This window comes from Sutterella faecalis, assembly GCF_006337085.1.
Lineage (GTDB): Bacteria > Pseudomonadota > Gammaproteobacteria > Burkholderiales > Burkholderiaceae_F > Sutterella > Sutterella faecalis.
Genome location: NZ_CP040882.1, coordinates 1,527,239 through 1,549,325 on the forward strand (window position 1 = coordinate 1,527,239; position 22,087 = coordinate 1,549,325).

The 22,087-nt window shown below is 57.3% G+C and carries 13 protein-coding genes, 3 tRNA genes, 3 rRNA genes and 1 pseudogene; 7 read left to right on the forward strand and 13 right to left on the reverse strand.

Annotated features, from left to right (window positions below; translation table 11 throughout):
* Window positions 1-170: 170 nt before the first annotated feature.
* Window positions 171-2,245 (reverse strand): annotated as a pseudogene (uvrB, locus tag FG381_RS06175) (excinuclease ABC subunit UvrB).
* A gap of 153 nt (window positions 2,246-2,398) precedes the next feature.
* Between uvrB and FG381_RS06180 the strand changes: the two are divergent.
* The 3 genes from FG381_RS06180 (at window position 2,399) to FG381_RS06190 (ending at window position 3,865) form a co-directional block, all read left to right on the forward strand.
* Window positions 2,399-2,474, forward strand: a tRNA-Asn gene (locus FG381_RS06180).
* Window positions 2,475-2,512: 38 nt separating this feature from the next.
* Window positions 2,513-2,588, forward strand: a tRNA-Asn gene (locus FG381_RS06185).
* A gap of 212 nt (window positions 2,589-2,800) precedes the next feature.
* Entirely contained in the window at window positions 2,801-3,865 is a 1,065-nt protein-coding gene (locus tag FG381_RS06190; protein WP_139688010.1) for a malate/lactate/ureidoglycolate dehydrogenase, read from the forward strand.
* A 135-nt stretch (window positions 3,866-4,000) separates the two neighbouring features.
* On the opposite strand, the gene rrf is transcribed toward FG381_RS06190, so the two are convergent.
* From rrf to mobA, 5 genes are all read right to left on the reverse strand, one after another.
* A 5S ribosomal RNA gene (gene rrf, locus FG381_RS06195) occupies window positions 4,001-4,115 on the reverse strand.
* Between the two features lie 97 nt (window positions 4,116-4,212).
* A 23S ribosomal RNA gene (locus tag FG381_RS06200) occupies window positions 4,213-7,097 on the reverse strand.
* A gap of 290 nt (window positions 7,098-7,387) precedes the next feature.
* Window positions 7,388-7,464 (reverse strand) — tRNA-Ile (locus FG381_RS06205).
* An 89-nt stretch (window positions 7,465-7,553) separates the two neighbouring features.
* Window positions 7,554-9,086 (reverse strand): 16S ribosomal RNA (locus FG381_RS06210).
* Together the 16S, 23S and 5S rRNA genes with 1 tRNA gene alongside form the textbook arrangement of a ribosomal RNA operon.
* A 357-nt stretch (window positions 9,087-9,443) precedes the next feature.
* On the reverse strand, window positions 9,444-10,079 hold the full coding sequence (gene mobA, locus FG381_RS06215; protein ID WP_139688011.1) for a molybdenum cofactor guanylyltransferase MobA: 636 nt from the start codon (window positions 10,077-10,079) through the stop codon (window positions 9,444-9,446).
* 91 nt (window positions 10,080-10,170) lie between these two features.
* Between mobA and FG381_RS06220 the strand changes: the two genes are divergently transcribed.
* Window positions 10,171-11,415 carry a molybdopterin molybdotransferase MoeA gene (locus tag FG381_RS06220; RefSeq protein WP_139688012.1) on the forward strand — a complete coding sequence of 415 codons (1,245 nt, stop codon included), beginning with the start codon at window positions 10,171-10,173 and terminating at the stop codon, window positions 11,413-11,415.
* Window positions 11,416-11,419: 4 nt separating this feature from the next.
* On the opposite strand, the gene FG381_RS06225 is transcribed toward FG381_RS06220, so the two are convergent.
* The 4 genes from FG381_RS06225 to FG381_RS06240 form a co-directional block, all read right to left on the reverse strand.
* Window positions 11,420-12,505, reverse strand: coding sequence for a metallophosphoesterase (locus tag FG381_RS06225; RefSeq protein ID WP_139688013.1), 1,086 nt, complete (start codon window positions 12,503-12,505; stop codon window positions 11,420-11,422).
* Window positions 12,505-13,596, reverse strand: a complete 1,092-nt coding sequence (locus tag FG381_RS06230) for a helix-turn-helix transcriptional regulator (protein WP_139688014.1) — start codon at window positions 13,594-13,596, stop codon at window positions 12,505-12,507. Before FG381_RS06230 ends, FG381_RS06225 begins: the two co-directional genes overlap by 1 nt.
* Before the next feature lie 274 nt (window positions 13,597-13,870).
* Window positions 13,871-14,497 carry an outer membrane lipoprotein chaperone LolA gene (gene lolA, locus FG381_RS06235; protein ID WP_226960339.1) on the reverse strand — a complete coding sequence of 209 codons (627 nt, stop codon included), beginning with the start codon at window positions 14,495-14,497 and terminating at the stop codon, window positions 13,871-13,873.
* A 20-nt stretch (window positions 14,498-14,517) separates the two neighbouring features.
* A complete protein-coding gene (locus FG381_RS06240; protein ID WP_139688015.1) occupies window positions 14,518-16,971 on the reverse strand; it encodes a DNA translocase FtsK in 2,454 nt (817 codons plus the stop codon).
* A 150-nt stretch (window positions 16,972-17,121) separates the two neighbouring features.
* Here FG381_RS06240 and trxB point away from each other — a divergent pair, with 150 nt between their 5' ends.
* From trxB to FG381_RS06255, 3 genes are read left to right on the forward strand one after another with little or no spacing between them, the layout of a single operon-like run.
* The gene (trxB, locus tag FG381_RS06245; RefSeq protein WP_139688016.1) at window positions 17,122-18,090 is read left to right on the forward strand and encodes a thioredoxin-disulfide reductase; all 969 of its coding nucleotides are present in this window, start codon (window positions 17,122-17,124) and stop codon (window positions 18,088-18,090) included.
* Between the two features lie 26 nt (window positions 18,091-18,116).
* Window positions 18,117-18,779 (forward strand): Smr/MutS family protein, encoded by a 663-nt coding sequence (locus tag FG381_RS06250; protein WP_139688017.1) that lies wholly within the window; start codon window positions 18,117-18,119, stop codon window positions 18,777-18,779.
* 25 nt (window positions 18,780-18,804) lie between these two features.
* The gene (locus FG381_RS06255) at window positions 18,805-19,710 is read left to right on the forward strand and encodes a trimeric intracellular cation channel family protein (RefSeq protein WP_139688018.1); all 906 of its coding nucleotides are present in this window, start codon (window positions 18,805-18,807) and stop codon (window positions 19,708-19,710) included.
* 38 nt (window positions 19,711-19,748) lie between these two features.
* Here the strand turns inward: FG381_RS06255 and FG381_RS06260 are convergent, their stop codons facing one another.
* The 3 genes from FG381_RS06260 to glmM all read right to left on the reverse strand — a co-directional run bounded on the left by FG381_RS06260 (window position 19,749) and on the right by glmM (window position 22,041).
* On the reverse strand, window positions 19,749-20,087 hold the full coding sequence (locus FG381_RS06260) for a P-II family nitrogen regulator (protein ID WP_139688019.1): 339 nt from the start codon (window positions 20,085-20,087) through the stop codon (window positions 19,749-19,751).
* Between the two features lie 118 nt (window positions 20,088-20,205).
* On the reverse strand, window positions 20,206-20,556 hold the full coding sequence (locus FG381_RS06265; protein WP_226960340.1) for a hypothetical protein: 351 nt from the start codon (window positions 20,554-20,556) through the stop codon (window positions 20,206-20,208).
* Window positions 20,557-20,706: 150 nt separating this feature from the next.
* Window positions 20,707-22,041 (reverse strand): phosphoglucosamine mutase, encoded by a 1,335-nt coding sequence (gene glmM, locus FG381_RS06270; RefSeq protein WP_139688020.1) that lies wholly within the window; start codon window positions 22,039-22,041, stop codon window positions 20,707-20,709.
* Between the last annotated feature and the right edge of the window lie 46 nt (window positions 22,042-22,087).

Genomic DNA, 22,087 nt, shown 5'->3' on the forward strand with positions numbered 1-22,087 from the left:
ATCCTCGCGAGATCCCGGGGAGAAACTCATCCTGAGGGAAAAGTGGACTCTGTCAGACCTATCCTACTGCAGGGTGTCTGATTTTCCTAGAGGCGAATACCCAAATCATCTCTAATAATTCATACCCTGTAAACCCTAGAGAGTCTAGGGAGAGCGGCCAGAAGGCATGCTCAGGCATTGACAGATGCGCCGAAAGCGGACTTCCGGAGCGCCTTGATTTCCTCGCGCACCTTGGCCGCCTTTTCAAAATCAAGATCGCGCGCATAGCTCATCATCTCGGCTTCGAGTTCCCTCAGGCGCTTGGCGAGCGCCTTTTCGTCGCCCGCAATCTCAATGTCGCGAACGGCTTCCTTCATCTCTTCCTTGACATCGGGACCGCGGTAGACGCCGTCGATGATTTCACGAATTTCCTTCTTCACGCCCCTCGGCGTAATGCCGTGCGCAAGGTTGAAGGCCTCCTGCTTCTCGCGGCGGCGTTCCGTTTCGGTGATCGCAGCCTTCATCGAATCCGTTATCCGGTCGCCGTAGAGAATCGCCCGGCCGTGAAGATTTCTCGCCGCTCGGCCGATCGTCTGAATGAGGGAGCGGTAGCTTCTCAGGAACCCTTCCTTGTCGGCATCGAGAATCGCAATGAGGGAGACCTCCGGAATGTCGAGGCCTTCACGGAGCAGGTTGATGCCGACCAGCACATCAAAGGTCCCCGCGCGCAGATCCCGAATGATCTCCACGCGCTCAACCGTATCGATGTCGGAGTGCAGATACCTCACGCGGACGCCCTGGTCGGAGAGGAAGTCCGTCAGGTCTTCGGCCATCTTCTTCGTGAGGGTTGTGACGAGAACGCGCTCTCCCTTCTTCACGGTTTCCGTAATTTCGGAGAGGAGATCGTCCACCTGCGTCACCGCAGGGCGCACTTCAACGGCCGGGTCAATGAGGCCCGTCGGGCGCACGACCTGTTCGACCACTTCTCCGCCGCTCTTTTCGAGCTCGTATTCAGCGGGGGTCGCCGAGACGAAGATCGATCGCCGCATCTTCCGCTCAAACTCATCAAACCTGAGCGGACGATTGTCGAGCGCTGAAGGGAGACGAAAGCCGTAGCGCACGAGCGTTTCCTTTCTCGCGCGGTCGCCTCGATACATGCCGCCCAGCTGCCCCATCATGACGTGGCTTTCGTCAAAGAACATGAGCGTATCGGCTGGAAGGTAGTCGATAAGGCAGGGAGGCGGCTCCCCGGGAGGAAGCCCCGTCAGGTGCCTCGAATAGTTTTCAATGCCCTTGCAGAACCCCACCTGATCGAGCATCTCGAGGTCAAAGAGCGTGCGCTGCTCGAGGCGCTGTGCTTCAACGAGAAGGTTCTGGTTCAGAAGCTCCGCTTTTCTTTCCTTCAATTCCGCCTTGATCGTCCCGATGGCGCGCTGAATGTCCTCACGCGGCGTCACATAGTGGCTCGCCGGATAAACGACGAAGCGGGGCACCTTCTGGATGGCCTTCCCCGTAATGGGGTCAAAGAGCAGAATCGCATCCACCTCGTCGTCAAAGAGCTCGATGCGCACGGCAGTTTCCGCATGTTCTGCCGGAAAGATGTCGATCGTGTCGCCCCGCACGCGGAAAGTGCCGCGCGTAAATTCCATGTCGGAGCGCCGGTACTGCATGCGGACGATCTGACCGATCAGATCGCGCTGAGACTTGCGGTCGCCCGCGCGCAGGATGAGACGCATCTCGGTGTAGCTTTCGGGGGCACCGATGCCGTAGATCGCCGAGACCGTCGCCACAATGATCGTATCGCGCCGCTCGAGAATCGACTTGGTCGCCGCAAGCCGCATCTGTTCGATATGTTCATTGACGGCCGCATCCTTCTCAATGAAGAGGTCCCGCGCAGGCACGTAGGCTTCCGGCTGATAGAAGTCGTAGTAGGAAACAAAGTATTCGACGGCGTTCTCAGGAAAGAAGTCGCGCATCTCGGAATAGGTTTGCGCGGCAAGCGTTTTGTTGGGTGCAAAAATAATTGCCGGAACGCCCTCCCGCGCGATCACATTTGCCATCGTGTAGGTCTTTCCCGAACCCGTCACGCCGAGAAGGGTCTGGTGCATGAGCCCGTTCTCCACCCCTTGGCAGAGCGCCTCAATCGCCTGCGGCTGGTCGCCCGCGGGGGAAAGGGTTCATGAAGGATGAAGGGTGAATTCGGATAAGTAACGGTCTTCAAGGGAAGGGCCTCAACAAAAAAATGACCTGGCTGGAACCGACTCATTCTACGAAAAGCCGCTGGAGCAGAGAAGCAGCCGCATGCCATATGATTTCTTAAAAATCAATTAGAAAAGAATGGTAAAGCAGTTTGTTACATTTATTTACATTTAGAAATTTGGCAAAACATGAAAGGCCCCATATAATTCACCTCCTTGATTCCCCGATAGCTCAGTCGGTAGAGCGACGGACTGTTAATCCGCAGGTCGCTGGTTCGAACCCAGCTCGGGGAGCCAAGAAAAATTTGAAGTCGTCCGCAAGGGCGCAAATGGATTCCCCGATAGCTCAGTCGGTAGAGCGACGGACTGTTAATCCGCAGGTCGCTGGTTCGAACCCAGCTCGGGGAGCCAAAGAATTCTTGAAGAAGGAGCGCTGATTTCGATCAGCGCTCCTTTTTCTTTGCCTCCTCCCCGCGTCTTTCTCTCTGCATAGTGAGACCGCCTTATTGCCAAAGGCGTGCTGGCGCTACACAATTTCCAGAATGCGCTTTCAGCGCCGCGGGCCTTTCTGCCTGCATGAAAAGATTTCAAGAATCATGGACGCCCTGAGGAGGAACACCCAAATGCGCCACAGTCCCCGAGAACTCCGCAGAGCCGCCTACGAGTGGCTCGTCGCCACCGGCAGCTCCGCTGAAGAAGCCGGCATCGTCGCAGACCATCTCGTCAACGCCAACCTCCGCGGGCATGACAGCCACGGCGTCGGCATGATCGCGCTCTACAGCGATCTCATCGCCGACGGCAGGCTTCATCCCAATACCGCCCCCCGGCTTCTGAAGGACGGCGGCTCCATCCTGCAGTTCTCAGGCGACCGCGGCTACGGCCAGCGCATTGGCTATGAAGCGACGAATGCCGCCATTGCCCGTGCGAAGGAAAACGGCATCTGCATGTACACGATTGCCAACACCTGCCACCTCGGGCGCATCGGCACCTACGGCGAGCAGTGTGCGGATGCCGGCATGGTCTCGATTCATTTCGTGAACGTCACCCACTACATCCCGCTCGTCGCCCCCTGGGGCGGTTCTGACGCACGCTTCGGCACCAACCCCTTCTGCTGCGCGATCCCGAAGACGGATCAGCATCAGCGCTTCATTCTCGACTTCGCGACCTCAATCGTGGCGATGGGGAAGACCCGCGTCGCTTATCTTGCCAAGAAGAACTTCCCCATCCCCGTCATGGTTGACAGCAAGGGGCAGCCCACCACGGATCCCAAGGTTATGTGGGAGGATCCGAAGGGAGCGCTTCTGCCGATGGGTCTCTATAAGGGCGCGGGCCTCTGCTTTGCCTGCGAACTCCTCGCGGGACTTCTCTCGACGGGCGGCACCAATTCGCCTGAACTCGTCGATCGCGACGGAACGATCATGAACAACATGACGAGCTTCGTCATCAATCCGGAGGCGCTCTGCGACCTCACCTGGATGAAGCGCGAGATGGACTCGATGATCGAATATGTGAAGGCTTCTCCCGAAGCCGATCCTGTCGGGAACCCCATCCTCTGCCCGGGCGAAATCGAAATGCAGCGCACGAAGGAGCGCACTGAAAAGGGCGTTGAGATCTCTGACGGCGAATGGGCCGCAATTCTCAGAACCTGCGCCAAGGCGGGCGTGAACGAAGAGGCGCTCAAGGAATAACTTAGAGAGAAGCGGAATTCCTGAATTCCATTCAGGCAGCCGAAGGCATCGCGCCTCCGGCTGTTTTTTTTGGGCCGCTGCAATAACAAAAAGCCCCTGCTGACATCAAATCAACAGGGGCTTCGTTTATAGGGAGCCTGGCGATGACCTACTTTCACTGGAAATACAACCAACTATCATCGGCGCGGAGACGTTTCACTGTCCTGTTCGGAATGGGAAGGAGTGGGGCCGTCACGCTATGGTCACCAGGCTTAAAGGGGTGGAAAAGCAAAGACTTGCAGTTGCGACTGCTTTCTCGATTCTCTTGAAGTTCTTCTCACCGTCATGATGAAAAGCTTCACGGTTATAGGATCAAGCTTCACGAGCAATTAGTATCGGTCAGCTCAACGCCTCACAGCGCTTGCACACCCGACCTATCAACGTCCTGGTCTCGAACGACTCTTCAGGGAGGTCAAGCCTCCAGGAAGACTTATCTTCAGGCAGGTTTCCCGCTTAGATGCTTTCAGCGGTTATCCTTTCCCCACATAGCTACCCGGCGGTGCCACTGGCGTGACAACCGGTACACCAGAGGTGAGTCCATTCCGGTCCTCTCGTACTAGGAACAGCCCCCGTCAATCTTCCAGCGCCCACGGCAGATAGGGACAAAACTGTCTCACGACGTTTTAAACCCAGCTCACGTACCTCTTTAAATGGCGAACAGCCATACCCTTGGGACCGGCTACAGCCCCAGGATGAGATGAGCCGACATCGAGGTGCCAAACACCGCCGTCGATATGAACTCTTGGGCGGTATCAGCCTGTTATCCCCAGAGTACCTTTTATCCGTTGAGCGATGGCCCTTCCATGCAGAGCCACCGGATCACTATGACCTACTTTCGTATCTGCTCGTCTTGTCGGACTCGCAGTCAAGCACGCTTTTGCCATTGCACTATCAGCACGATTTCCGACCGTGCCTAGCGTACCTTCGCACTCCTCCGTTACCCTTTAGGAGGAGACCGCCCCAGTCAAACTGCCTACCATGCACGGTCCCCGAAGCGGATTACGCTCCCAGGTTAGAACCTCAAACAAATCAGGGTGGTATTTCAAGGATGGCTCCGTTAAGACTGGCGTCCTAACTTCACTGCCTCCCACCTATCCTACACAGATCGGTTCAAAGTCCAATGCAAAGCTGCAGTAAAGGTTCATGGGGTCTTTCCGTCTAGCCGCGGGGAGATTGCATCATCACAAACACTTCAACTTCACTGAGTCTCAGGAGGAGACAGTGTGGCCATCATTATGCCATTCGTGCAGGTCGGAACTTGCCCGACAAGGAATTTCGCTACCTTAGGACCGTTATAGTTACGGCCGCCGTTTACTGGGACTTCGATCAGGACCTTGCAGCCCATCAATTAATCTTCCAGCACCGGGCAGGCATCACACCCTATACGTCGACTTTCGTCTTTGCAGAGTGCTGTGTTTTTAGTAAACAGTTGCAGCCACCAATTCTCTGAGACCTCTTCATGCTCCGGATGTTTCTTCCTTCACACTACAAAGGCACACCTTATCCCGAAGTTACGGTGTCAATTTGCCGAGTTCCTTCTCCTGAGTTCTCTCAAGCGCCTGAGCATATTCAGCTCGCCCACCAGTGTCGGTTTGCGGTACGGTCAATTGCAGGCTGATGCTTAGAAGCTTTTCCTGGAAGTCCATTCAGTCACTTCAGCTGAAACCAGCCTCGATGCTTCGCCTCGGAAATTCGCCGGCGGATTTGCCTGCCGGCTTCCTACGCTCGCAAACCGGGATATCCAACACCCGGATGACCTTCAGCACTCCGTCCCTCCTTCGCACCTGCAATCGGTCCAGGACTATTAACCTGGTTCCCATCAGCTATGCTTCTCAGCCTCGCCTTAGGGGCCGACTCACCCTGCTCCGATGAACGTAGAGCAGGAAACCTTGGGCTTGCGGCGAGCGGGCTTTTCACCCGCTTTAACGTTACTCATGTCAGCATTCGCACTTCCGATACCTCCAGCAGCCCTCGCGGGTCCGCCTTCTCAGGCTTACGGAACGCTCCCCTACCACTCAACCTTGCGGTCGAATCCGCGGCTTCGGTTATTGACTTAGCCCCGTTACATCTTCCGCGCAGGAAGACTCGATCAGTGAGCTATTACGCTTTCTTTGAAGGATGGCTGCTTCTAAGCCAACTTCCTGACTGTCTTAGCCTTCCCACTTCGTTTTCCACTTAGTCAATATTAGGGACCTTAGCCGGCGGTCTGGGTTGTTTCCCTTTTGAGTCCGGACGTTAGCACCCGGTGCTCTGTCTCCCGTGCTCTGACTTCCAAGTATTCGGAGTTTGCCATGGTTTGGTAAGACGCCATGTCCCCCTAGCCATAACAGTGCTCTACCCCCTGGAGCCCTACACGAGGCACTACCTCAATAGTTTTCGGGGAGAACCAGCTATCTCCAGATTTGTTTAGCCTTTCACCCCTATCCACAGTTCATCCGCTAATTTTGCAACACTAGTCGGTTCGGCCCTCCAGTGTGTGTTACCACACCTTCAGCCTGACCATGGATAGATCATCTGGTTTCGGGTCTACGCCCAACGACTGAATTTCGCCCTGTTCGGACTCGCTTTCGCTGCGCCTCCCCTATTCGGTTAAGCTCGCCATTGAACGTAAGTCGCTGACCCATTATGCAAAAGGTACGCAGTCACCCTTGCGGGCTCCTACTGTTTGTATGTATGCGGTTTCAGGATCTATTTCACTCCCCTCCCGGGGTTCTTTTTACCTTTCCTTCACAGTACTGGTTCACTATCGGTCGATCACGAGTATTTAGCCTTGGAGGATGGTCCCCCCATCTTCAGACAGGATTTCTCGTGTCCCGCCCTACTTGTCGCAAGCTTAGTCTCACAGATCCAATTTCCCGTACGGGGCTGTCACCCTCTGTAGCCGGCCTTTCCAGACCGTTCCGGTATCGAATCTGCTAACGCTTGCAGGCTCTTCCAATTTCGCTCGCCGCTACTTTCAGAATCTCGGTTGATTTCTTTCCTGCAGTTACTTAGATGTTTCAGTTCACTGCGTTCGCCTCAATGAGCTATGTATTCACTCATTGATACTTCCTTAAAGGAAGTGAGTTTCCTCATTCGGACATCCGTGGATCAAAGCTTGCTTGCCAGCTCCCCACGGCTTTTCCCAGGCTGCCGGGTCCTTCATCGCCTGTGATCGCCAAGGCATCCACCACATACACTTAGTCGCTTGATCCTATAACTCTGAAGCCTTTTGCCTTCAAAGCAACAAGACGACCTGTAACGCGCTGCTTCTCTGAATCATGTCGGTTCTCGATGAACTTCAATGAATCGATGTTTTGAATGCAATCACAACCCCTGAAGCTGTCTTTATCTGAAGAGAAGCATCTCAACTTCTCTTCAAGACAACTTCAGAATGTCTTTACTTTTCCAAATTTTTAAAGAACTTCGCGCTGAGTTAACAGCGCCGTAGGCAAGAAATCGAACGATTTCACTCTCTTGCCTACGGCGTCGCAAACGTTGGATTGGTGGGTCTGGATGGATTCGAACCATCGACCCCCGCCTTATCAAGACGATGCTCTAACCAGCTGAGCTACAGACCCAATCCTGCGCTTCAGAACTCAACGATCCGATAAGTGTGAACACCGTGAAAGTCTTTGAAGGCGTTCTCTAAAGAACTCCGACTCTCTTTAAAGGAGGTGATCCAGCCGCACCTTCCGGTACGGCTACCTTGTTACGACTTCACCCCAGTCATGAAGCCCACCGTGGACGCCGCCTTCCTTTCGGTTGGGCAAACGTCTTCTGGTGAACCCCACTCCCATGGTGTGACGGGCGGTGTGTACAAGACCCGGGAACGTATTCACCGCGGCATGCTGATCCGCGATTACTAGCGATTCCGACTTCATGCAGTCGAGTTGCAGACTGCAATCCGGACTACGATCGGTTTTCTGGGATTGGCTTCACCTCGCGGCTTCGCTTCCCTCTGTTCCGACCATTGTATGACGTGTGAGGCCCTAGCCATAAGGGCCATGAGGACTTGACGTCATCCCCACCTTCCTCCGGTTTGTCACCGGCAGTCTCACTAGAGTGCCCTTTCGTAGCAACTAATGACAAGGGTTGCGCTCGTTGCGGGACTTAACCCAACATCTCACGACACGAGCTGACGACAGCCATGCAGCACCTGTGTCCAGATTCCCTTGCGGGCACCCCCGAATCTCTTCAGGGTTCCTGGCATGTCAAGGCTAGGTAAGGTTTTTCGCGTTGCGTCGAATTAATCCACATCATCCACCGCTTGTGCGGGTCCCCGTCAATTCCTTTGAGTTTTAATCTTGCGACCGTACTCCCCAGGCGGTCTACTTCACGCGTTAGCTGCGTTACCAAGAGATTGCTCTCCCAACAACTAGTAGACATCGTTTAGGGCGTGGACTACCAGGGTATCTAATCCTGTTTGCTCCCCACGCTTTCGTGCATGAGCGTCAGTCATGTCCCAGAGGGCTGCCTTCGCCATCGGTGTTCTTCCAAATATCTACGCATTTCACTGCTACACTTGGAATTCCACCCTCCTCTGACAAACTCAAGTCTTGCAGTCATATATGCAATTCCCAGGTTGAGCCCGGGGATTTCACATCTATCTTACAAAACCGCCTGCGCACGCTTTACGCCCAGTAATTCCGATTAACGCTTGCACCCTACGTATTACCGCGGCTGCTGGCACGTAGTTAGCCGGTGCTTATTCTTCAGGTACCGTCAGCAGAACACGGTGTTATCGCATCCCTTTTCGTCCCTGACAAAAGCAGTTTACAATCCGAAGACCTTCATCCTGCACGCGGCATGGCTGGATCAGGGTTGCCCCCATTGTCCAAAATTCCCCACTGCTGCCTCCCGTAGGAGTCTGGGCCGTGTCTCAGTCCCAGTGTGGCTGGTCGTCCTCTCAGACCAGCTACCGATCGTCGCCTTGGTGGGCCTTTACCCCGCCAACAAGCTAATCGGACATCGGCCGCTCTTCCTGCGCAAGGTCTTGCGATCCCCTGCTTTCACCCTCAGGTCTCATGCGGTATTAGCTGTCCTTTCGGACAGTTATCCCCCACAAGAAGACACGTTCCGATGCATTACTCACCCGTGCGCCACTCGCCGCCAGGAGCAAGCTCCCGCGCTGCCGTTCGACTTGCATGTGTAAGGCATGCCGCCAGCGTTCAATCTGAGCCAGGATCAAACTCTTTAGTTCAATCTCTGTTTTGTCGCTCTTATTTCGCCGGAATTGAAAGAGAAGAATTAAATTCTTTTCTTTCGGCTTCAATAAGCGCGAACTTCGTAAAATTTTTGAGTCTTCGGAATCGTGAAATTCCGATGCTCTTTAGCGAGCTCCTCAAGCTTTCCGATGTTCACACTTATCGGTTCGTTGAATCTGATTTTTAAAGAACTGCGCTGCGTTTAAGCAGCGAAGGATTGAAATCATACAGAAGTCAGATCCTTTTGTCAAGAGCTCGTGAAGAAAATTTTTAAATTCACTTCAGAGCTGCTTGTTCTTTGCTGCCTCGTTTCCGAAGCAGGATGCGAATTATGAGGATGAAGAATCGTTTTGTCAAGAGTGCCCGAAAAATATTTTTCCATCCCTCGACGCAGCCTCAAGCTCCTCACGGGTATTGAGGTTGGCAAATGCTCCCTCATCCGGGAATGGAACGGCTTCGGCGTTGAGCGTTTTGTACCAATAGCGAAGCCTTCGTTCATCGGCCTCAATCGAGGCTCTTGCAAGCCTGAGGCACTCCGTCCTCACGCAGGCAACTGCGCTCTGATAGTGCCCGGAAGTTTCCGCAACAAATGCATTCGGATCCCGTCCATCGCGAAGAGCCTGCTCCTGCGCCTGAGCAAAGCGCTCAAGGAGATTCTTCGGGAGCCAGGGCGCGTCGCAGGGAGCGGTAAGCACCCACTCAGTATGGATGATTCCGGCTGCATAAGCGGCATCAAGCGCTGCAAGAGGCCCGGGAAAGCTTTCCGTCCGGTCCTGAACGATATCAGGCGAAAAGGCTTTGAAAGCCTCCGGATCGCGGTTGGCGGAAATGACGAGGCGGGAGGTCTGAGATTGAAGAGATTCCGCTACCCAGGCAATCAGCGGACGACCATTCATCCGGAGGAGCGCCTTATTGGCGCCACCCATCCGGGTGGCCTTTCCCCCCGCAAAGATGAGGCCGGTCACATTCTCCTTACGTATTGCACCCATTTCGATCCTTTTCGATGATTTCCTCAGCGCCGGTACACAGGCTATCCTTCGCAAAAGCCAAAAATTGCCTTTTAGATTGAGGAGGCAGCGAATGACCGATTTCATCAGCATCGAGAAAGTCTACGGCATCCTTGAGGATGCAATTGCACCGGAAGCCTTGATTGAAAGCTTCCCTCTGGAGAAGGCGTTGGGCCGCATTCTTGCCGAAACGCTTACGTCGCCGGGCGACGTTCCGCCCTTCAATAATTCCGCCATGGACGGATTCGCCTTTAAGAGCGACGAACTTCAAAAGGGAGGAACGGTGCGCCTCCTCGTAAAGGGCACCTCCTATGCAGGCACGCCGTGGGAAGGAAAGCTTGCTTCCGGTGAAGCGATCCGCATCATGACGGGCGCGGCCACGCCGGAGGGTGCGGATACGGTCATTCCTTTCGAGCGCACGGAGACGGTTGACGAGAACGGAAGCACATTCGTTGTCTTTTCGGCCGAACGCGTGCGCCCCAATGAAAACGTCCGCATCCGCGGCGAAGAACTCCATGCGGGCGACGCCGTCATGGAACCCGGCATCGTGCTGACGCCTGCCTATCTTGGACTTGCCGCCTCATTAGGCCGCGCATCATTACGCTGCCGCAGACTTCGCGTAGCCGTTTTCTCGACCGGCGACGAACTCGTGGAGCCGGGTACGGCAGGCGCACTTCCTCCGGGGAAGATCTGGAATTCAAATTCGTCCGTGATCACTTCGCTCGTCCGTACCTGGGGCGCAGAAGCCGAAGACCTCGGCATCCTTCCCGATGACCCGAACGTCATCCGCCAAGCGCTCACTGAAGCCGCCTCACGTTCGGACTTTCTGATTGCGAGCGGCGGCGTAGGCGAAGGCGAACACGACTACACCTCGCGGGTGCTCGCGGAAATGGGGAGCGGCATCACTCACTATCACGTCAGCATGCGCCCTGGGAAACCCTTCTCCTTCGGACGTGTGGCAGGCGAACACACCTGCTGGTTCATAGCGCTCCCCGGCAATCCGGTCGCTGCCGCCGTCTCCGCGCAGCTTTTCCTGAGGCGCGCGCTACTCCTTGCTGCCGGCTCCACGGAGCCCCTCGGACTTCCGGAATTCCCCGCGCTCGCCGCTAAAGCCATCAAGGGGCGCATCGGCCGCACGGATCTCGTGAGAGGACATGTGGCATGTGTCGATGGGGAAATGCGCTTTACGCCCGCTCATTCCCAGAGCTCCGGCATGCTCACAACGCTTGCCGGCATGAATGCCATGGCCGTCCTCGATGTGAATACGGACCGCATTGCCGAAGGCGATACGGTCCGTTGTCTCAGGCTTCTTTCCTGATCGGTCAGCTTTTCTGACCTTTTTTCCGCTGGAGGTTCATGCGCTTCCAGCGCCCGCCCGGAGCCCGCGCGGCAACAGCCTCGCCGAGCTCCCGGTCGCGGCGGCGCTCGTGCCTTGCAGCTTCAGCGAGCGCAAGATTCCGACGCTCCGCCGCTTCGGCAATCCTGACCTCCTGCTCGTCCCGGGGATCCATCAGCGGCACCTGAAGCACTGCCCTTTCGGTCGGTAGAGACTCGCTTTCTTCCTTCACTTCCGCAGGACGGGAAGGCGCTTTCATCGCCGCTCCGTGACCTTCCGCCCAGCTGATTGCATTTTCGAGCGCCGCTGCCTCCCGGGGATCGAGCTGCGCGGGAACAATCACTTCTCCCGTGAGGCTCGTAATGCCGCGGTATCCCACACCCGTCATCAGGATGCCGTGATGGCGCCCGTACGCTCGATCTTCATGCTGGTGCCCGTGGAAAGCCCAGCGTACGCCGAGCGCTTCCGCAAGCCGGTCTATCGCGGCAAAGCCCTTCCGGTGGCAGGATGGGGCTTCGTGCGTCACCAGAATATCCGCGCTCTGACGCATCAGGTTCTGGTAGACGGACGGGAAGATTGTCGTTCTATGACGACGAGGCAGCCCCCCGCGCCACATATTTCCCAGTCCCACGCGCCGGATAAAGCTCGCCGGACAGAAATAATTGGGCGCATCCTCAGGCATCCATACCTGACCGCGGAACACGCCGCCGAGTCCGGCAATTCTCAACCCGGCCACATTCGCGACGCGCCCGTGAAGATTATGCGCGGCCAGCGTGCTGCGCCAGATGTTGTCGTAGATCGCATCCGTATCCGAATCATGATTGCCCGGTATCCACCAGACAGGCGCAACGCTTATGGCCCCTGCGAGGACGACCTCGAGGGGCTGAGGAGGCTGCATATCGCCCAGAATGACGATCGCGTCAGGCCTATGCTGAAGGGCAGCTTCGTTGATGTGCTCAAAGGAACCGTGCGGGTCGCCGCAAAAGAAAATCTTCGGCAGCGTTTTCGGGAGGCCGGCTCTGCGATGACGACGAGGACGACGCCTTTTTCTTCTGATTTCTTCTGTTGCCATTAATCCCGCGAGCCTGCTTTCGTGCTCTCCTTATAGAGAGCTGCGATGCGTTCGGCCTCGCTGCTGACCTGATCGCGCAGTTCCTGAGGTTCAAGAACCTCAACGCGCGACCCCCAGCGAAGGATTTCTCCGACGATTTCCGTCGGATCAGAATAGGGGACCAAAAGCATCAGAGAACCGTCATCGAGCTGCTGCACGCGCTGCTTCGGATGCCAGGCTTCGCGGAGAACGTAATGCGCGGCTCTACCGTCAAAGTGAAGCCGGGCAGTCTTGATCTCCTTGCCGTGGAAAATACCGTAGCCCGCGTCGAGCTCCCTGGCGACGTCGTCAAGCACCATGCGCTTCACGCTCGTCGTCAGAATTTCGGCGCTTTCGATGTTTTCGATCTGGAAAGTTTTGAGCTGCTGCGTGAGATGGCAGAAGGCGTCCACATACCAGCGGTTGCGGTAGTGAACCAGCCTCATGGGCGAAATTTCACGCGTTGAATGTTCATCCGTACGCCACGAGTAATAAGAAATCCTCACGCGGCGCTTTTCGCAAAGCGCGCAGCCGATGGTTTCAAACGTGGCCGGCTCCTGAAAGACCACCCGGCGCTCAACCACGCGCACGCGGCGCATGAGTTCCCTCGGCGCTGTTCCGCCGAGCGTGAAAAGTCCGAGAACCCGGGACCTCAGCGGCGGAAGCTCCGTAGCGAGCGCAGAAGAGCGGTCAACCTCCAGGGCTCCGAGAAGATCGTAGGTCGAGGTAAGAACGAAAAGTTCCTCAGACGAATACCACTGCTTCTTCGAGAGGCGCGAGGCAACAATATTGGGCCTCGTGGTGTCGTTGCCCTTGGCGGGCATGGCTTTTCCGCCCTTCCCGATGCGGAGCTTTCTCTCCTCAGCCGTCTGCAGAGCGCCCGAAGCGTAGTAGTAGCCGTTGTGGGCGCGCGAATAGCGGATCGGCGCATGGAGCTCCTCGCGCATGTACTGCAGTTCGCGCTTGATCGTGGGAGCACTTACCTTGAGCAGGAGCTCGAATTCCTCAAAGGCAACATATTCCTTCTCGGTCAGCAACTTGTCGATGATCAAGCGGCGCATATTGCTCTTCATGAACGTAAGCTCCCAGAAAGGCGTCAGATGAATGACAGGGAAAAATCCTGCATTTTGAGAGGCCCTTCCGGATCCGCCTCTTTCAAAGCGTCGCTCGGGAGGGTCTTCTCGCAAGGAATTTCTCAAAGCCGCAGAACCGGCCGAGAACATTCCGGTCGAAAACATGATGAAGCCGGACAAGTCCGGCCTCAGGTGCTGATCATTCTACCGTATGAGGACAAGGTTTCAAGAACTGATGGCTCCTCAAATGATCCCGAAGAATGCCCATCAGGCATCAGGGAGATTGAAGCACTTCCACTCCCTGAGGAACCTTGAATAGAAAACGGGCGGCATCAGGAAGCGCCTTTTCAAACCGGGTGAATACGATTGTCGTCGTCTGACCGAAGCTGTCATGGAGCCGCAAAAGATCCGGCAGCCCGGAACCCGCGAATTTCACTTCCACGCGTTCGAATCCCCCCTGGGGTTCATCGGGCGTAAGCGTAATCAGGTCGCCGGCACTCATTTCCCGCCAGCCGTCGGGTAGCTTTCCCGCCCCGAAGAGAAGAGCCGCAGGCGTTTGAGAAAGCGCATCCCCCGCCTGCCTGACGGTCACCTGCATCAAATCCTCGTCATAGACCCAGATGGTCTTCCCGTCGCTCACTATTCTCTGGCGCCAGGGCTTTTCATAAACCCAGTCGAAAGCCCCCGGGCGCAGGAAGGCAAACGTGCCTTCAGCAGCATTGGTGACTTTCCCCGTTCGATCCCGGGTTTCCTGGCGGAATGCGCCTTCGGCGCCGGAAACCTCACTCAGGAATTTGTCAAGGAGCGCCTTGCCGTCCAGCGCAAAGGCGGCCGACGGGAGAAGCGCTCCGAGCGCAGCAAGAAGAAGCGTGCGGCGCGGGAGAAAGACCTGGTTCATCATCAAGCAGCTCTCAAAAAAAATCAATTGCGGTCGGGCACGAGAATCGTGCGCTTGCCCATGGACGACGGCTTGCTCACAAGTCCCGCGGATTCCATGGCTTCAAGCAGATTAGCGGCTCTGTTGTAGCCGATCCCGAGGTGGCGCTGCACAAAGGAAATGGAAGCGCGCTTTTCTTCGAGAACGAGCGCCACCGCCTTGTCGTAAAGCGGATCGCTCTCGCCCGAGCGGCGTCCGCCCGCATCACCCGCGTCAGAACCTCCCGCATCCTCCTCTGTTTCCGTAACGCCCGCCACATAGGAGGGAGAACCCTGTTTTTTAAGTTCTTCGGCCACGCGGGAAACCTCTCCGTCCGCCACGAAGCACCCCTGAATGCGGGTAGCGCCGGGCGTGCCGGGACGATGGAGCAGCATGTCGCCGTTTCCAAGAAGCTGCTCCGCCCCCGATTCGCCAAGAATCACTCGGCTGTCGGTAGCGGAAGCCACCTGGAAGGAAATGCGCGTCGGAACGTTTGCCTTAATGAGGGACGTAACCACATCGACCGACGGACGCTGCGTGGCGAGAATAAGGTGAATGCCTGCTGCGCGCGCCTTCTGCGTGAGGCGGGTGATTTCGCCTTCAACCTCCTTGCGGTTCGTGAGCATCAGGTCGGCAAGCTCATCGACCACGCAGACGATGTAGGGCCAGGGTTCGAGATTTTCCGCGAGCGGATCATCCTTCGCCGCCATCGGATCGCGAATGGGTTCGCCGCGGCGGTTTGCCTCCGCAACCTTTTCGTTAAAGCTCGAAAACTGCCTCACGCCCACGCGGCTCATGACGGCGTAGCGCCGGTCCATCTCGCCCGTCAGCCACTTGAGCGCGGCGCTCGCCTTATTCATGTCGGTGACGACAGGCGTAAGGAGATGCGGAATGCCGTTATAGAGCGAGAATTCGAGCATCTTCGGATCGATCAGAACGAGACGCAGCTGCGTAGGATCGTTTCTGAAGAGCATCGAGAGAATCATCGCATTGATGCCGACAGACTTGCCTGAACCCGTGGTGCCCGCGACCAGAAGGTGCGGAGTCTTGGCGAGATCCATGACGAAGGGCTTGCCGGCAATGTCCTTGCCGATGGCGAGCGTAAGGGCCGAGCGGCTCTTTTCAAAGGCTTCGCTCTTGATGATTTCCTTGAGGCGAACCATTTCGCGTACGGGATTCGGCACCTCAAGACCCACGTAGCTTGTTCCCGGAACGGAGAGCACGATGCGCACGGCCTGCACGCCAAGCGCGCGGCGCAGATCGTCGCGCACATTTTCGATCTGAGAACCCTTGACCCCTGCGCCGGGTTCAAGCCAATACTGGGTGATGACGGGCCCGGGCTGCGCGCCCATCACTTCCGAATCGATGCCGTAGCTCTTCAATTTCGCCACGATCAGACGGCTCGTCATCTGAATCGTTTCCTCATCGGTGCCGCGCCGCGCCGCGTCTGCGTCGTCAAGGAGCATAAGGCTCGGGCGTTCGGAGGATGAGGGTTCCTTGGGGCTCCTCGTCGTGAGAACTTCCTCGGGGAAGAGAGATGCGCCGGAATTGAGCGCCTCGGACGAGGGCTTCACGATCTCAATTTCCTGAGAAAGCGCCGAGGGCTCATAAACCGGAATATTGACGCGGGGAACTTCGGCCTCATCGGGTTCAGCCGGCAGACGACTTTCTTCCTCGAGTTTTCTGCGGCTCAGACGGGAAAGAATCCGCTCATCAATAAAGCGACCGATTTTCTCCGCCGCATCCGTCCAGGAAAAATCCATCAGAAGCGAAATGCCGATGGCCGAAAGGAGAAGAAACACGACAAGCGCGACGCCGGCGCCGACATAGTGCATGACGGCATAGGAGAGCGTATTGCCCAGAATGCCGCCCGGATTCCCGGGAAGCGCAACGGGCGACTTGGCGATCCGCATTGCCTCAAACGCCGTTGAGCCGATCATGAGGGCGCAGAGACCGAAAAAGGCCGTGAATTTGGGGGGATTAATGCGCTCTGGATTCGTCTCCCCGCGTTCTGCTCTCAGTTTCGAGCGGAAGGCAAAGAAAGCGACCATGGCCAGGCCGAGTACGAACCACCAGGCTGAAAGTCCGAAGAGGCTCAAAAGGAAATCAGCGCACCAGGCTCCCCAGACGCCGCAGAAATTCGCGGGCGTTCTCGCCGTGGCGACGGAAAAAGCCGGATCATCGGGCGAATAGGTTCCGAGCGCGAGCGCGAGAAGGAGCGCCGCCGGAACGGAAAATGCCCAGCTCCGTTCCCAGAGGAAGCGCGCGAGTCCAATAAACGCTTCTGCAAAACGCTCGCGCATTTCACGTCGCGCCTGAGCCCTGCGGGCCTTTCTTTCCGCATCGGCTTCAGCGCGCTCAAGCGCCTCCACGGCCTTCGCGGAATCAAACTTTTCTTCCGCCGCCACGCCGGACTTCGCATTTTTCGTGCCCTTTGCGCGGGCGTTTTTCTTCGCCATCGGTGTCAAGATCCTTTCTCAATGCGATCTTTGATTGTACTTTGAGCAACCGCAATTTCCCGCAAAGCCCGCGATAATGGGTGTACAAACTTTCATTATTGCCGGACGGCCCGGAGAAAAGACCGTCCTCAGATCCCAAAAGGAAAAAACATGTCGAAAATCAATCACGCCCGCGTCGTCATCCTCGGCTCCGGTCCGGCAGGATGGACAGCGGCCGTATACGCCGCCCGCGCCAATCTTGAACCGGTGCTCATCACCGGCATGGAAGCGGGCGGACAGCTTATGACGACGACCGAAGTCGACAACTGGCCGGGCGCAGCCGAAGGCATTGAAGGCCCTCAGCTCATGGAACGCATGCAGAAGCAGGCCGAACGCTTCGGCACGCGTGTGTTCTACGACCTTGTGAAGACGGCGGACCTTTCGCAGCGCCCCTTTACGCTCACGACCGATATGGGCGAAACGTGGACGGCGGACACGCTGATTCTCGCGACGGGCGCTTCAGCCATGTACCTCGGCCTCCCGAGCGAAGAGGCCTATAAGGGCAAAGGCGTCTCGGCCTGCGCCACCTGCGACGGCTTCTTCTACCGCGGCAGGCCCGTGGCGGTGGTGGGCGGGGGCAATGCCGCCGTCGAGGAAGCGCTCTATCTTGCCAACATTGCGAGCCACGTGACGCTCGTTCACCGCAGGAAAACTTTCCGCGCCGAACCGATTCTCGTCGATCAGTTGATGAAGATGGTCGACGAAGGGAAAATCACGCTTGAACTCGACCGCGAAGTGGCTGAAGTTCTCGGCAACGGCAAGGCCGTCACGGGACTTTCGCTCAAAAGCACGATCGGCGAAGCGCCGAAGGAAGTCGCCGTCGAAGGCGTCTTCATCGCGATCGGCCACCGCCCCAATACGGCAGTCTTCGAGGGGCAGCTCAAGCTCATGAACGGCTACATCGCTACAGCGGGCACCGGCAGCTCCGCCGCGACGTCGACTAGCGTTCCCGGCGTCTTCGCCGCGGGCGACGTTCAGGATCCTTTCTACCGCCAGGCAGTAACCTCCGCCGCTGCGGGCTGCATGGCGGCGCTTGACGTTCAGCGTTTTCTTGAAGCCGAAGAAGCGATGAAGCGCTGATCAATTCCTTTTCAGATCCATACAAAATGGCTCAGTATCACGATCTCTCTGATCTCAAGAAGCTCTCCCGCGACCTCAAGGCTCAGGCCAAAGCCGCTGAAGAGGCCAAAAAGAAGGCGCTTGCGGAATCAAGGAAGCTCAACGAAGCGGGCGACGCCTTTCGTGCCGCGATGAAGGAACTCGGGGTGAGCCCGAAGGACGTTACGCGCGGCCGCGTGGTGAAGCCCGTCCTCAAGCCCCGTCCCGTTGCCCGTCAGCACGAAGCCGAAAAGCAGGAAGTGCTTGCCGCCTCGCTCTCGGACGAATGCGATCCGGTGATATTTCTTGAGAGCGAGGACGGCCTCATGTTCCGCCGTCCCGACGTGCCGCCTGAAATCCCGAGGAAGCTCTACCGCGGCGAATGGACGGTGCAGGCGCACATTGACCTCCACGGGCTCTTTGTCGACGAAGCGCGCGAAGCGGTCCTCAAGTTCCTCCGGAACGCCCAGATTCGCGGCGACCGGTGTCTGAGAATCGTCCACGGCAAGGGCTACAACTCCGAGGGCGGCCACAGCGTCCTGAAGGAAATGGTCCGCCGGTGGCTCAAGCAGCGCTCTGAAGTCATGGCTTTCGTCCAGGCTCCCCCGCACGACGGCGATGCGGGCGCGGTCATCGTGCTGCTTGACCAGAAGCGGCGCTTCACGCCCTGATCCCACAACCCGAAAGGAGTCCCGCATGATTGGAGAACCCGTCTTCGCCGCGCTCGCGCATAACACGACGCTTGTCGATGCGATCGGCATGCTCGGGTTCGCCCTTGCGGGCATCCTCGCCGCCCAGGGCCGGGGCGTGGACCCTGTGGGCGTCTTCATTCTCGCCTTCACCAGCGCCTTCGGCGGCCTCACCATCCGGGACCTCCTTCTGGATCTGAGACCCTTCTACTGGGTCTCGCATGAAGCGATCACGTGGCTCATTCTCGTCTTCACGATCTTTGCGCCGGCAATCGTGAAGCGCTTTTCGCGCTCCTTTGCCCACGAACTCTTTCTCTGGGCGGACGCTGTCGGGCTCGGCGTTTTCTGCGCATCCGGCACGCTTCTTGCCTGGGAAAAAGGCATTCCGCCTTTATCCTGCACGCTCGTGGGCGTCGGCACCGGCATTCTCGGCGGGGTCATGAGAGACGTTCTTCTCAACCGCATGCCGGCAGCCCTTTCGGATAGAAAGCCCTACGGGCTCGCGGGCTTTGTCGGATGCTGGCTCTGCGTGATTCTCCTTTCCGACGGCGTGCGGCCTGAAGCGACGGTCTATGTGACCGCCGCCACAATCGTGCTCTTCAGAATGTTCACGCTCAAGGTGAACTGGGAAATCCGCTACCGCTCGGAGCTCGCCAAAAAGATCTTCCCCGGCAACGGCCCGGTATCGCTCGCGAGAATGCTGAAGAGGCGCAGAAGCGCGGGAGAGAACGGGAATCCCGCCGCTCCCCGCCCGAAGGAACTCCGTCGGGAGAAGGTCATCCGGCGCGACGACTCCGCACGCGAAGCGCCTCCCCGGTATTCCGCCAATGTGCTCCCGCAGCGGCGCGACTACCCAAAAGAAAAGCCCGCCAACAAACCGTCGGCAGGCTCTTCTGAAAAGCCCCGCAAATAGGGAGAGGAATCGCCCGGATTTTCCGGGCGCCTTTGGGATCAGACCGCGGCTTCGCCGGTTTCGCCCGTACGAATGCGGATCACCTGTTCCACGTCGAAGACGAAGATCTTGCCGTCGCCGATCTTGCCGGTATGCGCGGCGCGGCGAATGGCTTCAACCGCCGTTTCCGCGATATCGTCCGCCACCACCGTCTCAACCTTGAGCTTCGGCAGGAAGTCGACGATGTACTCCGCACCGCGATAAAGCTCGGTATGACCTTTCTGGCGGCCGAAGCCCTTGACTTCTGTGACCGTGAGGCCATGCACGCCGGCCTCGCCGAGCGCTTCCCGGACATCGTCAAGCTTGAAGGGCTTGATGACGGCGACGATCTGCTTCATTTCTGATTTCTCCTTTCGTGAAACAAGCAAAGGCCGGCCTTTTCGATAAGCGAAAAAGATTCCGGCCTTTCCTGGTCCAGTGAGCGCCTTTTAAAGACGGGTGCTCGCCATGTGACGATTACTTGTCAGCCTTCTTAGCGGCCGCTTTCTTCGTCGTGGTCTCGCCCTTGGCAGCCTTGGGAGCCTCAGCAGCAGCCTGCGGCTTCACTTCAGCGGGACGACCGACGCGGTACTCGTAGAGCGACACATCCTTCACGCGCACGCCGAACTTCGGATCGTTGTTCGGGGAGTGCCACACGTCGCGCTTCTGGCGCCACGCATTGATGAAGGCGATGACGTTCTGCGGCATCTTGGGCGAGTCCGAGAGTTCATTGATCGTGAACTGCTGACCGCCAACCAGAAAAAGCTGCAGCTGATGGATGAACGGTCCTTTTTCTTCAACCTTTGCGGGTTCCTGATTCTCTGCCATTTGTCTGGATTCCTAATTCGGTCGTGCGAGGGGTCAGGGAAATTTAGCCCGAACCAGAGGTCCGGCATGCGAACCGGCGCACGTGTGGGTGTGAACTTTATCATGCCTGATGCCCGCGCAAAATCACGCGCGGGCTAGAAACATAGAACTTTACAACGAAAGTGCCTCTGCTGTCTCGTTGGCGAGCCGTTCGGCTAACTTTCTGTCGGAAGCTTCCACCATGATGCGAAGGAGGGGCTCCGTTCCTGAGGGTCGGATCAGAACGCGTCCGCGGCCTTCAACGGCTTTCTGCGCACGGTCAACCGCCGCCATGAAATTGTGATTCGACTTCCAGTCGTAGCCCTTCTCAATTCTCTTGTTGACAAGGCACTGCGGCATGAGTTCGAGATCTTCGGTGAGTTCTCTGAGCGTTTTTCCCGTCCTTCGCATGGCGGCAAGAATCTGGAGCGCACTCACAATGCCGTCCCCCGTAGTCTGCCTGTCGAGCGCGAGGATGTGGCCCGAGGTTTCGCCGCCGAAGCGCCAGCCGCGCTTCAGGAGCTCCTCGAGCACGTAGCGGTCGCCCACCCTGGCGCGGACGAATTCAAGGCCGAGTTCCTTCACGCGCTTTTCGAGACCAAAATTCGACATGAGCGTACCCACGACTCCGAAGACTTTTCCCCGGGTCATGCGGTCTCTCACGAGAACGTAAAGTAATTGATCACCATTGTAAACATTGCCGTCCGGATCCGCCATGATGAGGCGGTCGGCGTCGCCGTCAAGACTTACCGCAATCTGGCAGGAAGCTTCCTTACACCTAAGAGATAAGTCGTCAGTATGTGTTGCGCCAACGCCACGATTAATATTGAAACCGTCGGGGGAAGCGCCGGCAGCCACCACATCCGCTCCGAGTTCGTGGAAAACATCGGGCGCCACGTGGTATGCCGCACCGTTGGCGCAGTCGATATAAATGCGCATGCCCTTCAGATCGATTTCCTCGCCGATCGTCGACTTGCAGAATTCAATGTAGCGACCTGAAGCGTCGTCAAGACGCCGGGCCTTTCCGAGGTCCTTTGATTCAACGCAGGAGAAGCCTTCGTCAATCTCCTTCTCTATTTCAAGCTCCCACTCATCGGGAAGCTTCTGACCGGCGCCCGAAAAGAACTTGATGCCGTTGTCGTCGTAGGGGTTGTGGCTCGCGGAAATGACGACGCCCGCTTCAAGCCGAAGGGCGCGGGTGAGGTAGGCCACTGCCGGCGTCGGAATCGGACCGCAGAGGACGACGTCGGTCCCTGCAGCGGAGAAGCCCGCCTGAAGCGCGGCTTCGAGCATGTAGCCCGAAACGCGGGTGTCCTTGCCAATAAGAACGGTGGCGCGGCCCGTCGGGCTATGGCGCTTCAACACCCGGCCCGCAGCCTGGCCGAGCTTCATCACGAAGTCGGGCGTGATGGGGAGCTTCCCAACCTTGCCTCGAACACCATCCGTACCAAAATAACGCCGATTCATACTGAATCCTTTATTGACTGAAAAATTTCAGAAAGACTGAGCCTGA

Bases quoted from the DNA above. Each gene is read 5' to 3' on its own strand.
- FG381_RS06190 (WP_139688010.1), top strand. From the start codon at position 2,801: ATGCGCCACAGTCCCCGAGAACTCCGCAGAGCCGCCTACGAGTGGCTC.
- mobA (WP_139688011.1), bottom strand. From the start codon at position 10,079: ATGGGTGCAATACGTAAGGAGAATGTGACCGGCCTCATCTTTGCGGGG.
- FG381_RS06220 (WP_139688012.1), top strand. From the start codon at position 10,171: ATGACCGATTTCATCAGCATCGAGAAAGTCTACGGCATCCTTGAGGAT.
- FG381_RS06225 (WP_139688013.1), bottom strand. From the start codon at position 12,505: ATGGCAACAGAAGAAATCAGAAGAAAAAGGCGTCGTCCTCGTCGTCAT.
- FG381_RS06230 (WP_139688014.1), bottom strand. From the start codon at position 13,596: ATGAAGAGCAATATGCGCCGCTTGATCATCGACAAGTTGCTGACCGAG.
- lolA (WP_226960339.1), bottom strand. From the start codon at position 14,497: ATGATGAACCAGGTCTTTCTCCCGCGCCGCACGCTTCTTCTTGCTGCG.
- FG381_RS06240 (WP_139688015.1), bottom strand. From the start codon at position 16,971: ATGGCGAAGAAAAACGCCCGCGCAAAGGGCACGAAAAATGCGAAGTCC.
- trxB (WP_139688016.1), top strand. From the start codon at position 17,122: ATGTCGAAAATCAATCACGCCCGCGTCGTCATCCTCGGCTCCGGTCCG.
- FG381_RS06250 (WP_139688017.1), top strand. From the start codon at position 18,117: ATGGCTCAGTATCACGATCTCTCTGATCTCAAGAAGCTCTCCCGCGAC.
- FG381_RS06255 (WP_139688018.1), top strand. From the start codon at position 18,805: ATGATTGGAGAACCCGTCTTCGCCGCGCTCGCGCATAACACGACGCTT.
- FG381_RS06260 (WP_139688019.1), bottom strand. From the start codon at position 20,087: ATGAAGCAGATCGTCGCCGTCATCAAGCCCTTCAAGCTTGACGATGTC.
- FG381_RS06265 (WP_226960340.1), bottom strand. From the start codon at position 20,556: ATGGCAGAGAATCAGGAACCCGCAAAGGTTGAAGAAAAAGGACCGTTC.
- glmM (WP_139688020.1), bottom strand. From the start codon at position 22,041: ATGAATCGGCGTTATTTTGGTACGGATGGTGTTCGAGGCAAGGTTGGG.